Below are 10,681 nucleotides of genomic sequence, written 5' to 3'. Positions count from 1 at the left end.
TCGTCACTCCGCCGGGATCTCGTAGGTCGAGCCGGGGTCGACGCGGCGTTCGGATTCGGCGATCTTCACGTCGTTGATGCTCGCCTCGCGCCTGCTCATCAGGCCGGACTCGGCGAACTCCCAGTTCTCGTTGCCGTAGCTGCGCCACCACTGGCCCTCGTCGTCGTGCCACTCGTACTGGAAGCGCACGGCGATGCGGCTGTCGCCGAACGCCCACAGCGACTTGCGCAGCACGTACTCGTGCTCGCGCTCCCACTTCTTCGTCAGGAACGCGACGATCTCGTCGGTGCCGTGGACGAACTCGGACCTGTTGCGCCACACCGAATCCGGCGTGTAGGCGCCGGCGACGCGCCGCGGGTCCTTCGTGTTCCAGGCGTCCTGCGCCGCCTGCACCTTGAGGCGGGCGGTCTCCGCGTCGAACGGGGGAACGAGTTTCACGACGGTCCTTCCAACGGTTGGGCGACGCTGCAAACGTTAGAACGAGATTCTAATGGATGCAAGCCTGTGTTACCGTTAGACGTGCTGACCCCCGACGAACCCCGTCCGGTCCTGCTGATGAACACCGTTTGGGCCAATCGGTCGCAGGTGCACGACGACCTGACGACTGTCGGTGGGCTCCGCGATTTTCTGGGCGTGCCGGCGGACCAGGCCGACCTGACGGCGTTCCGCTCGTTGCGGCAGGCGCTTCGGGACCTCGCGGGCGTGCTCACCGAGGACACGCGTCCGGTCGCGCAGGATCGTGACCTCGAACGGGCCGTGGGTGAGGTCAACCGTGCGGCGCGCAGTGCGCAGCGGTGGCCGCAGCTGACCGTGCGCGACGGGGAACTGTTGCGGCTCAACGAAAGTGAGGGCTCGCTCGCGGATCGTGAGCGCGCCTCGATCGCTGCGGAGGCCGTGGAGCTGTTCACCGGTGAGAACAGGCTTCTGTTGCGCGCCTGTTATGCGCCGGGCTGCGTGCTGTACTTCGTGAAGGACCATCCGCGCCGTGAATGGTGCTCGCCGTCGTGCGGCAACAGGGTCCGCGCGGCCCGCCACTACCGGCGCAATCGGGGTGAATCCCCTGGTCCGAACGGGTTTTCCTGATCAGCGGGGGTAAACATGAGCCGCCTCAGTTCCGATTAAACGGACAACAGTTGGGCGCGTTTTGTGTGGTGGTGATCCGCGATGTCCCGAGAATCCGTGCCAGGTCACGACATCAGCTATCACCTCGTCTGCTTCGACGAGACAGGCAACGAGCGGGGGCGCGACAGCGCGGACGTCCTGTACGACGCCCGCCGCGGTGTCACCGACGTCTTCTTCTTCATCCACGGGTGGAACGGCGACGTGCCGGCCGCCCGCGAACAGTACGGGCGGTGGGTCGCGACGATGGCCGACTGCCGCGCCGAACGTGAAGCGGCACACCGGCTTCCGGGCGGTTTCAAGTCCCTGCTCGTCGGCCTGCACTGGCCCTCGAAGGCGTGGGGCGACGAGGACGTGCGGTCGGACGAGTTCATCAACGCCCAGGCCCAGCGTCTCGGCGGAGGTGCCGGACGCACGGCCGCGGTGCGCACGATCGTCGAGGCCGCGCGGCAACATCCGTGCCGGATGTCGGGCTCGGTCAAGCAGGCCTACGACTACCTGGAGAGCTCGGTTCCCGACCTGCCGGGCGAGGACGGCATGACGTTCGACGCCGAGCAGCTCTACCGCGCGTGCCTGGAGGATCCGGCCCTGGGCGGGATCCTGTCGCCGTTGCGGATCCTGACCTTCTGGAAGATGAAGCGCCGCGCCAAGGTGTTCGGCGAGAGCGGCGCCGCGAGGATCGCCCGCGAGGTCGCCCAGGCCGCGCCGAACGCGCGCGTCCACCTGATGGGTCACAGCTTCGGCTGCATCACCGCGACCGCCATGGCGAACGTGGTGCCCGCCGCGACGCTGACCCTGGTGCAGGGCGCGATGTCGCTGTGGTCGTTCGCGGAACGGCTGCCCGGCGAACCCGGCTCCGGCTACTTCCGCGGCGTGCTCGGGCGCGTGCCCGGCCCGATCATCGTCACCACGTCGTCGAACGACTACGCCATCGGCAGGTTCTACCCGCTGGCCGCGCGCTCGGGCCGCCAGGTCGACCTGGACGAGTACCCGAAGTACGGCGGCCTCGGCTCGCACGGCGTGCAGGGTACCTACGCCCACGGCCACAACATCGGATCTCCCGGCGAGCTTCAGCGCGGGCAGGTGCACAACGTCGACTGCACGTCGGTGATCCGCCGCATCGACGGAATCGCCGGTGCGCACAACGACATCTGTCATCCGGAACTGGCTCGGCTGCTCTGGAAGGCGGTGATGGTCCGCTAGATTGTCCGTTTTCAGAAACACGCGTTTCCGTTGACTGCTCCGATGTCTCGGTTCTACGGTGAGGTCACCGTCGCTGCCGAAATCCCTCGGAGCCGAGGACGGTAGCAAATGTTTCGTCGTCCATTGTGGATAGTCGCTGCCTTCGTGCTGGCACTGGTGGCCGGCACGACGCCGGCGCAGGCCGCGGATCCCGTGCTGGTGCCCGTGTTCGACGGCAAGACGCTCGACGGCTGGACCATGCACGCCAAGGACGCGTTCGTCGTGAAGAACGGCGCGATCCACAGCCAGAAGAACGCCTCGCGCGGCTGGATCTACTACAACAAGCAGCAGTACAAGAGCTTCCGCTGGATCTTCAAGCTGCGCCAGGTCTCCGGCAACCACAAGCCGACCGTGCTGATCTGGGGCAAGATCGCGACCCCGGCTCTGAACGGCCTGGGCGCCATCCAGTTCCAGCCGCCCAACGGTGGCGCGTGGGACTACCGGCCCGGCCACAACAACGGCGGCGGCAAGCTGTTCACGAAGTACCCGCACCCGAGCTGGGACGTGAAGAAGTGGGCGCAGTGCGAGATCCTCGCCAACGGTGACACCGGAATCGCGCGCATGGCGTGCTGCCCGTTGCCCGACGGCGCGGCGAAGTGCAAGGCGCAGGAGGTCCTGAAGTTCGAGGACAAGAAGGAACCCGCGGGCCGCGAAGCCCCGCTGGCGATCCAGATCCACAACAAGGGCATCGAGGACGAGTACAAGGACCTCGTCGTCGAGTCGCCCGTGGCCGACCCGACGAAGTTCATCACGACCTGATCGTGCTGCTGGGCGTGGTCTACTGCGCGCCCAGCCGCAGCACCATCTGCGGCACCAGCGTGCTGCCCAGGCACTGGCGCAGGTCCGCGCGCAACGCGGACAGGTCCACCGCGGCGACGGCGGGGGAGACGTCGAACCCCATCGTCCCCGCGGTCAGGATCACGCGTTGCATCGCCTGCCCCGCACGGATCTCCGCCGCCGCACCCTGGTTGAACGTGCACAGCACCAGCTCGGTCCCGCTGCGCACGTGCAGCCACGCCCGTTCCACCTCGGCCGCCCGCGACAGCAACCCGCGCCAGGAGGCGAGCTCGGGAAACGCCGTCCACGCGCGACGGTTCGTGCGCAGTGAGTGCAGCAACGCCAGCACGTCCGGATTCGGCTCCTGATACCCGCCGAGCCTGATGGCCGCGGCCGAGTCGTGCGCGCTCGGCCCCGGCAGCAACGTCACCAGTGGACGGATGCCGTGCCCTTGCAACGCCAGCCGGACGTTGAGCAACGCGACCCCGCAGGCAACACGCGTCTCCCGGCCGTGCGGAGTGGAGGTGTGCAGCTCGATCTGCTCGGGCCGCACCTCGAACCGCACGCCTGAGACTGAGTCCCTCGCGAGCGCCAGGACGGCGCGCACGTCCTCACCCGCGAGTCCGAGTGAGCCGGGTACGGCGATCGTCATGTGCTCACTCTCCGACCGGGGACGTAGATCGGCCACGGTCGAAGGTCCTCTCTTGCTAGGGCCGGTTTCAGTGTCTCGTTCACGACAGCCCGGGCCGGGGCGGCCACCGGGAACCACCTCGGCCGCGACTCTCCTCGAAAGAGACCTTGAAACAGGCCCTGGCCGTGCGTTGCCGGAAAATGTGCGAATCTAGGCGGCGTGCCTGACGTGCCTGGTCGCCGCGACCTCGACGAGCTGCTCGACGAGGTCCGAGACCGCATGGACGAGATCGTCACCACCCGCGACCAGATGCAGGAGCTCCTCGGCGCCATGCTCGCCGTCGCGTCGGGTCTGGAACTCGAGCCGACGTTGCTGCGCATCGTCCAGGCCGCCGCCGACCTCGTGGGCGCCCGCTACGGCGCGCTGGGCGTGCTCGGCACCCGTGACGACCTCTCCGAGTTCCTCCACGTAGGGGTGGACGAGGTGACGCGCGCGTCGATGGGCCACCTGCCCGAGGGCAAGGGCCTGCTCGGGCTGCTCATCAAGGACCCGACGCCGCTGCGCCTGCGCGACCTCGCACGGCACGAGATGTCCGTCGGCTTCCCGCCCAACCACCCGCCGATGCACAGCTTCCTGGGCGTGCCCGTACGTGTGCGCGACGAGGTGTTCGGCAACCTCTACATGACCGAGAAGATCGACGGCGCCGAGTTCACCGCCGACGACGAGGCCGTGCTGCAGGCCCTCGCCGCGGCCGCGGGCATCGCGATCGAGAACGCCCGCCTGTTCGAACGCTCCCGCATGCGCGAGCGGTGGCTGGAGGCGATCGGCGAGGTCAACTCCGAACTTCTGGGCGGCGCGTCCGGCGAGTACGCGCTGCGCCTGATCACCCAGCGCACCGTCGAGATCGCCGGCGCCGACTCGGCCCTCGTCGTGCTCGGCGACGGCCATCACACGCCGCTGTCCATCGCCGCGAGCGCGGGCGTGAAGATCGAGAACTTCAACGCCGCCGACTACGCCGTCGACGAGGTGATCCGCTCCGGCGTCCCGCTGCTGGTGGACGACCTGGGCACGGCGTTCGGCCCCGCCCTCGCCGTGCCACTGCGCTCCGAGATGGGTGTCACGGGCGCGCTGGTCGTGCTGCGCCTCGGCGGCGAGACGCGGTTCCTGCCCGACCAGGTGCCGATGCTGGCCTCGTTCGCCGACCAGGCGGCCGTCGCCCTGGAGTTCGCCGAGCAACAACGCTCGCAACGCCTGCTCGACGTGCTGGAGGACCGCGACCGCATCGCCCGCGACCTGCACGACCACGTCATCCAGCGGCTGTTCGTCACCGGCCTCACCCTGCAGGCCACCATGCGCCGCGTCACCGAACCCGACGTGGCCGCCCGCCTGCGGACCGCCGTCGAGCAGCTGGACGAGACGGTCCGCGAGATCCGCACGTCCATCTTCGACCTGCACTCGACGGACAACACCTCGTTGCGGCGCAGGCTCCTCGACCTCGTCGCCGGCCTGACCGAGGCGACGGACCTCAAGCCGTCCGTCCGCATGTCCGGCACCGTGGACAACTCGGTGCCCCCGGAACTGGCCGAACACGTCGAGGCCGTGGTGCGCGAGGCCGTGACGAACTGCGTCCGGCACGCGTCCGCGACCGAGCTGACGGTGCTCATCGACGCCGGCGAGGACGTGGTGATCACCGTGCAGGACAACGGGGTCGGTATTCCGGCCGACGCCGCCCGGAGCGGGTTGCGCAACCTCGCCCACCGCGCGTCCATGTTCGCCGGGTCGCTCGAGGTGCGCGCGACCGAGGGTGGCGGCGCCTGCGTCGTCTGGCGCGTACCCCTGAACTAGGCCGTGTCCTGTAAATCTCGTCCGCGATAGTCGCGGCCGAGGGCCCCGGAGACGGCACCGCCGAAACGCCCGAATACGCCCGGTATGAGGGCGTTCCGGCGGCACCGCCTCCGGGTCTCTCGCCCGTGACTCTCATCGAACGGACTTACAGGACACGGCTTAGTGCGGCTTGTCGACGTCCTTGCGGAACTGCGACGCGAACACGGCGGCCTGCGTGCGGCGTTGCATGCCGAGCTTGGCGAGCAGGTGGGAGACGTAGTTCTTGACCGTCTTCTCGGCGAGGAACATGCGCTCGGCGATCTGCCGGTTCGTGAGGCCTTCGCCGATGAGGTCGAGGACGGTGCGCTCCTGCTCGCTGAGCATGCGCAGCGGGTCGCCCTCCTCGCGTTCGCGGCGGATTCGGTTGAGCAGCGCGGAAGTCGTGCGGGCGTCCAGAAGGGACTGTCCTGCCGCGACGGTGCGGACGGCGTTGACCAGGTCGGCGCCGAGGATCTGTTTCAGCACGAAGCCGGAGGCGCCGGCCATGATCGCGTCGAAGAGGGCCTCGTCGTCCGCGAAGCTCGTCAGCATCAGGCACTGCAGGCCCGGGAGACGGCTGCGCAGCTCGCGGCACAGCTCGATGCCGTTGCCGTCCGGAAGCCGGATGTCGAGCACCGCCACGTCGGCCTGAGCGCCCGGCACCTTGGCCAGGGCCTCCGTGACCGACGCGGCGTCACCGACCACCACCAGATCGGACTCCTCGCCGAGCAGGTCCGCTATGCCGCGGCGGACGATCTCGTGGTCGTCGACGAGGAAAACACGCGTCGCCATGAGGGCCACGGTAGCCCAAAGACCCTGACATGAGGGGACCAACGGCACGCGGCTCACTGCGACGATCGGGCCTACTTTGGGATCATGAGCGGTCTGCCCGTCGTTGTCGGAGTCGATGGTTCCTCGTCCGCGCTGGCCGCGGTGGCGTGGGCCGCGCGGGCGTGCATGCACCACGATGCGCCGTTGCGGCTGGTGCACGCGTACACGTTGCCGACGCGCGGGTATCCAGAGGTCATCTCATCGGCGCGTGACCTGCGCTCGGCCATGTACGACCAAGGGCGGATGTGGCTCTCTCAGGCCGTTGCCGTCGCACGGGCAGAAGCACCTGATGTGTCCGTGGAGCACGACTTGCGCATGGAACACCCCACGCCCGTGTTGATCGCGGAGTCTGCACGCGCACGCGAGGTGGTGGTGGGGTCACACGGACTGGGCGGGTTCACCGGAGCGTTGGTCGGCTCAACGGCCGTGGCGCTGTCGATTCACGGTGAGTGTCCCGTGGTGGTGGTGCGATGGCCAAAAGAACGAGCGCAGCAGCACGACGGGCCCGTGGTGGTGGGTGTCGACCTCTCACCCGAATCGGACTCGGCCATCGGCTTCGCGTTCGAGGAAGCGGCGGCGTCCGGGGTGCCGCTGGTGGCGGCGATGGCGCACGTCGACGAGCAGTCGTCGTTGCTGAACGCGCGCATGTCCGGGTGGGCGGAGAAGTACCCGGACGTCGCGGTGGACCAGCTCGTGGTGGGGGAGCGGCCGATTCCGTTGCTGATGGACCTCGGGCAACGGGCCGGCCTGCTCGTCGTCGGGTCCCGGGGGCGTGGTGGATTCGCCGGGATGCTGCTCGGATCTACCTCGCAGGCCCTGATCTACCACGCCCCGTGCCCGGTGGCCGTCGTCAGGCCTGCTTGATCGCCGAGATCTCGAACTCGAGGACGACCTTCTCGCTCACCAGCACGCCACCGGTCTCCAGGGCGGCGTTCCAGGTCACGCCGTAGTCCTTGCGGTTGATGGTGTGCGAGCCCTCGAAGCCCACGCGGGTGTTGCCGAACGGGTCGACGGCCACGCCCTCGAAGGCGAACGGGATGGTGATGCTCTTGGTGACGTCCTTGATGGTGAGGTCGCCGGTGATCTCGAAGTTGTCGTCGTCGACCTGCTTGGCGGAGGTCGAGACGAACTTGATCTCCGGGTACTCCTCGACGGCGAGGAAGTCGTTGGTGGTCAGGTGACCGTCGCGCTGCGCGTTGCGGGTGTCGATGCTCGCGACCTTCAGGGTCACCTCGGCGGTGGTGTTGTCCGGCTTGTCACCGTCGATGGAGATCTTGCCGTCGAACTCGTTGAACGCACCGCGAACCTTGGTGACCATCGCGTGGCGCGCGACGAAGCCGATGCGGGAGTGCGAGGCGTCGATGACGTAGTCGCCGGTCAGTTCGGAGAGGTTGGTGGCGGTGGTCATGGTGTCAAGTCCTTCGGTTGCTCGATTTGGTTGAAGTGTCACTCACCCTGCCCGAACGTGGATGATGTGTCAACTATTCCCGTATGCTGAACCAGTGACACGATGGTTGGAACCTGAGCAGCAGCGGGCGTGGCGTGCCTACGTCCGCATGCAGGGGGAGCTCAATGCGCATCTGAGCAGGCAAATGTCAGTCGACTCGGACATCTCGATGGCTGACTTCGCCGTGCTGGTGCAGCTCACCGACACGCCTGACGAACGCGTACGCGTGTTGGAGCTCGCACGGTATTTGCACTGGGAGAAGAGCCGTATCTCGCATCACGTCGCACGGATGGAGAAGCGCGGCCTGGTGCGCAGGGAGAACTGCCGCAGCGACGGGCGCGGGTCGTTCGTCGTACTGACGGACCAGGGACGGTCGGCCATCGAGGCGGCTGCGCCCGCGCACGCCGAGACGGTCAACAAGCTGGTGTTCGACCTGCTCGACGACTCCGAGGTGCAGGCGTTGCGGGAGATCTCCGAGAAGATCTTCACCCGCCTAACGACAGGAGAATGCGCGGCGGTAATCGCTCGGTGCGATGCCGACGACCCGATGGAAGTGGTGCCGGAGGAGGGCGGCTGTCCCGAAGCCTGACCTGGTCGCGACCGCGTCGACGTCCAGGTCGGTCTCCTCGAGCAGCCTGCGCGCGTGAAGTACCCGTTGGAGTGACAGCCACTTGTTCGGGGTGGTGCCGGTCTCCGCGGCGAACCTGCGCGCGAAAGTCCGTTCGGACATGACGGCGAGCTTCGCCATCGTGGCCACCGTGTGGTTGTCCGCGATCGTGGCGAGCACCTGTTCCAGCACCGGCTCCAGGCTGTCGGAACTGCACTCCGGGATCGGGAGCTCCACGAACTGCCGCTGGCCGCCGTCGCGCTGCGGGGCCACGACCATCCGGCGCGCGATGATGTTGGCGATCTTGGTGCCCAGTTCGCGCCGGACCAGGTGCAGGCAGGCGTCGATGCCCGCCGCGGTGCCGGCGCTGGTGATGATGTTGCCGTCGTCCACGAACAGCACGTCCGGGTCCATGCGGGCCTTCGGGAACCGCTCCTGGAACTGCCGCGCCTCACGCCAGTGCGTCGTGCAGTTCCGGTCGTCGAGCAGCCCGGCCGCGCCGAGGATGAACGCCCCGCTGCACACGCTGAGCAGCGTCGCGCCGGTCTCCCGGAGCGCCTTGACGAGCTTCTCCGGGTACTCGTCGCGGACGCGCGCGGCGGGCAGTGCGACGAGGTCGACGCTCTGCAGCGCGTCGAACCCGTGTTCCGGCGTGATGCTCACGCCGCGGATGCTCGTCGGCACGGGCTGGTTCGGAAGCTCCCCGCACACGCGGAAGTCGACCAGCGGCACGCCCTCCTCGGTCCGGTCGATGCCGAACACCTCGCAGAGCAGGCCGAACTCGAACGGCGCGACGCCGTCGATGAGGGGAACCGCCACCGAAGCCAGCATGGCAGGATATTAGCGCGCGTCGTCAGATCTGCCACTGTTGGCGGGATATTGATGACCATACATTTATGACATGACTCTTGCAGCGATCGTCCTGGCAGTGGCAGCACTCTCCGTCTGGCTCGACCGGCACCGCGACCGCACCGCCGGCCTGGCAGGCTCCTCCGACGTCAACGACCGTGACCGCACCCGAGTGCGCAACGACCTCCGGTACCTCACCTGATGAGTGGTGCTGGTCCCGTGTAGCGGGCGACCGGGCGGATGATCTTCGTGTCCTCGGACTGTTCGAGCGCGTTGGCACACCACCCGATCACCCGGCTGCACGCGAACGTCGGCGTGAACATCTCGCGCGGGATGCCGCACTGCTCCATCACCACGCCGGCGTAGAACTCCACGTTCGCGTACAGCTGCCGGCCGGGCTTGAGCTCGGCCAGCAGCTCGGTGACCCTCCGCTCGACGGTGACCGCGAACTCCGTCAGCCTCGTGGGCTTCTCGAGCGCGATCTCCTTGAGCAGACGCGCTCGCGGGTCCTCGGTCTTGTAGACGGCGTGCCCGAACCCCATGATCCGGTCGCCCTGCTCGATGCGCTCCCGCACCCAGGCGTCGATGTTGTCCGGCGTCCCGATGAGGTCGAGCGCCTCCAGCGCGCGGTCCGGCGCGCCCCCGTGCAGCGGCCCGGAGAACGTCCCGATCGCCGCCGTCACCGCCGACACGACGTCCGCTCCCGCCGACGCGACCACGCGCGCGGTGAACGTCGACGCGTTGAAGCCGTGGTCGATCGTGGCGATCAGGTACTGCTCGACAGCACGACTCGCCCATGTCGACGGTTCCTGTCCAGTCAACATGTACAACCAGTTCGCCGACGTGGACAAATCAACCCTGGGGTTGACGGGATCAAGTCCGAGCTTGAGCCGGTGCAGTGCCGCGAGGATCGTCGGCGTCAGCGCGCTGACCTTGAGCGCGTCCGCCTTCCTGGTGCTCATCGGCGCGTCCCACATCGGCTGCGCCGGCAGCATCGACAACGCGGTCCGCAGCCCGGCCAGCGCCGTGCACCCCGACCGCGCGACCGCGGGCAGCACCTCGCGGATCGCCGCGGGCAGCGTGCGCAGTTCGGCGGTCTGGCGGGCGAACAGCGCGGACTCGTCCGGGTTCGGCAGTCTGCCCTCCGCGAAGAGGAACCACACGTCCTCGAACGACCGCGTCCTGGCCAGTTCGATCGCGTCGTGCTCGCGGTAGTGGTAGTAGCCCGCGGCACCGTTCACGTCCCCGATCAGGGTCGTGGTGACGACGACGTCTTTAAGCCCTTTGGGTGCATCAATCAACATGGACACCAGGC

At 68.0% G+C, this 10,681-nt stretch carries 13 protein-coding genes; 7 read left to right on the top strand and 6 right to left on the bottom strand.

Going from position 1 to position 10,681, the window contains the following annotated elements:
* Positions 1-3: 3 nt before the first annotated feature.
* A complete protein-coding gene (locus BM417_RS36945; RefSeq protein WP_093604155.1) occupies positions 4-438 on the bottom strand; it encodes a nuclear transport factor 2 family protein in 435 nt (144 codons plus the stop codon).
* Between the two features lie 117 nt (positions 439-555).
* Between BM417_RS36945 and BM417_RS49505 the strand changes: the two genes are divergently transcribed.
* From BM417_RS49505 to BM417_RS36930, 3 genes are all read left to right on the top strand, one after another.
* Positions 556-1,083 carry a CGNR zinc finger domain-containing protein gene (locus BM417_RS49505; protein ID WP_143138967.1) on the top strand — a complete coding sequence of 176 codons (528 nt, stop codon included), beginning with the start codon at positions 556-558 and terminating at the stop codon, positions 1,081-1,083.
* Between the two features lie 81 nt (positions 1,084-1,164).
* The gene (locus BM417_RS36935) at positions 1,165-2,322 is read left to right on the top strand and encodes a hypothetical protein (RefSeq protein WP_093604151.1); all 1,158 of its coding nucleotides are present in this window, start codon (positions 1,165-1,167) and stop codon (positions 2,320-2,322) included.
* Between the two features lie 123 nt (positions 2,323-2,445).
* Positions 2,446-3,120, top strand: a complete 675-nt coding sequence (locus tag BM417_RS36930) for a family 16 glycoside hydrolase (RefSeq protein WP_245822468.1) — start codon at positions 2,446-2,448, stop codon at positions 3,118-3,120.
* 19 nt (positions 3,121-3,139) lie between these two features.
* On the opposite strand, the gene BM417_RS36925 is transcribed toward BM417_RS36930, so the two are convergent.
* Positions 3,140-3,790: a nitroreductase family protein gene (locus BM417_RS36925; protein ID WP_093604147.1), complete on the bottom strand. Its 651-nt coding sequence runs from the start codon at positions 3,788-3,790 to the stop codon at positions 3,140-3,142.
* 198 nt (positions 3,791-3,988) lie between these two features.
* On the opposite strand from BM417_RS36925, the gene BM417_RS36920 reads away from it, so the two are divergent.
* Positions 3,989-5,614, top strand: coding sequence for a sensor histidine kinase (locus BM417_RS36920; protein WP_407656194.1), 1,626 nt, complete (start codon positions 3,989-3,991; stop codon positions 5,612-5,614).
* 159 nt (positions 5,615-5,773) lie between these two features.
* On the opposite strand, the gene BM417_RS36915 is transcribed toward BM417_RS36920, so the two are convergent.
* Positions 5,774-6,424, bottom strand: coding sequence for a response regulator (locus BM417_RS36915; RefSeq protein ID WP_093604145.1), 651 nt, complete (start codon positions 6,422-6,424; stop codon positions 5,774-5,776).
* 84 nt (positions 6,425-6,508) lie between these two features.
* Between BM417_RS36915 and BM417_RS36910 the strand changes: the two genes are divergently transcribed.
* Positions 6,509-7,327 carry a universal stress protein gene (locus BM417_RS36910; RefSeq protein ID WP_093604143.1) on the top strand — a complete coding sequence of 273 codons (819 nt, stop codon included), beginning with the start codon at positions 6,509-6,511 and terminating at the stop codon, positions 7,325-7,327.
* Here the strand turns inward: BM417_RS36910 and BM417_RS36905 are convergent.
* Complete coding sequence (locus tag BM417_RS36905) at positions 7,314-7,871, bottom strand: YceI family protein (protein WP_093604141.1); 558 nt, start codon at positions 7,869-7,871, stop codon at positions 7,314-7,316. The two genes, BM417_RS36910 and BM417_RS36905, sit on opposite strands and share 14 nt — an antisense overlap.
* 94 nt (positions 7,872-7,965) lie before the next feature.
* Here BM417_RS36905 and BM417_RS36900 point away from each other — a divergent pair, with 94 nt between their 5' ends.
* Positions 7,966-8,499 carry a MarR family winged helix-turn-helix transcriptional regulator gene (locus BM417_RS36900; RefSeq protein ID WP_093604139.1) on the top strand — a complete coding sequence of 178 codons (534 nt, stop codon included), beginning with the start codon at positions 7,966-7,968 and terminating at the stop codon, positions 8,497-8,499.
* Here BM417_RS36900 and BM417_RS36895 read toward each other — a convergent pair.
* Positions 8,404-9,348 (bottom strand): helix-turn-helix domain-containing protein, encoded by a 945-nt coding sequence (locus tag BM417_RS36895; RefSeq protein ID WP_093604137.1) that lies wholly within the window; start codon positions 9,346-9,348, stop codon positions 8,404-8,406. The genes BM417_RS36900 and BM417_RS36895 overlap by 96 nt on opposite strands.
* Before the next feature lie 70 nt (positions 9,349-9,418).
* Between BM417_RS36895 and BM417_RS48205 the strand changes: the two genes are divergently transcribed.
* Complete coding sequence (locus BM417_RS48205) at positions 9,419-9,568, top strand: hypothetical protein (RefSeq protein WP_177320805.1); 150 nt, start codon at positions 9,419-9,421, stop codon at positions 9,566-9,568.
* On the opposite strand, the gene BM417_RS36890 is transcribed toward BM417_RS48205, so the two are convergent.
* Positions 9,561-10,670 carry a citrate/2-methylcitrate synthase gene (locus BM417_RS36890; protein ID WP_093604468.1) on the bottom strand — a complete coding sequence of 370 codons (1,110 nt, stop codon included), beginning with the start codon at positions 10,668-10,670 and terminating at the stop codon, positions 9,561-9,563. The genes BM417_RS48205 and BM417_RS36890 overlap by 8 nt on opposite strands.
* Positions 10,671-10,681: the final 11 nt, after the last annotated feature.

Origin of the sequence: Lentzea waywayandensis (assembly GCF_900115955.1) — a bacterium.
GTDB classification, from domain to species: Bacteria; Actinomycetota; Actinomycetes; order Mycobacteriales; family Pseudonocardiaceae; genus Lentzea; species Lentzea waywayandensis.
This window is presented reverse-complemented; position numbering and strand designations above follow the sequence as displayed.

Excerpts from the sequence above, each read along its gene's own strand:
- BM417_RS36890 (WP_093604468.1), bottom strand. The coding sequence starts at position 10,670 with ATGTTGATTGATGCACCCAAAGGGCTTAAAGACGTCGTCGTCACCACG.
- BM417_RS36915 (WP_093604145.1), bottom strand. The coding sequence starts at position 6,424 with ATGGCGACGCGTGTTTTCCTCGTCGACGACCACGAGATCGTCCGCCGC.
- BM417_RS36935 (WP_093604151.1), top strand. The coding sequence starts at position 1,165 with ATGTCCCGAGAATCCGTGCCAGGTCACGACATCAGCTATCACCTCGTC.
- BM417_RS49505 (WP_143138967.1), top strand. The coding sequence starts at position 556 with ATGAACACCGTTTGGGCCAATCGGTCGCAGGTGCACGACGACCTGACG.
- BM417_RS36910 (WP_093604143.1), top strand. The coding sequence starts at position 6,509 with ATGAGCGGTCTGCCCGTCGTTGTCGGAGTCGATGGTTCCTCGTCCGCG.
- BM417_RS36925 (WP_093604147.1), bottom strand. The coding sequence starts at position 3,790 with ATGACGATCGCCGTACCCGGCTCACTCGGACTCGCGGGTGAGGACGTG.
- BM417_RS36895 (WP_093604137.1), bottom strand. The coding sequence starts at position 9,348 with ATGCTGGCTTCGGTGGCGGTTCCCCTCATCGACGGCGTCGCGCCGTTC.
- BM417_RS48205 (WP_177320805.1), top strand. The coding sequence starts at position 9,419 with ATGACTCTTGCAGCGATCGTCCTGGCAGTGGCAGCACTCTCCGTCTGG.
- BM417_RS36905 (WP_093604141.1), bottom strand. The coding sequence starts at position 7,871 with ATGACCACCGCCACCAACCTCTCCGAACTGACCGGCGACTACGTCATC.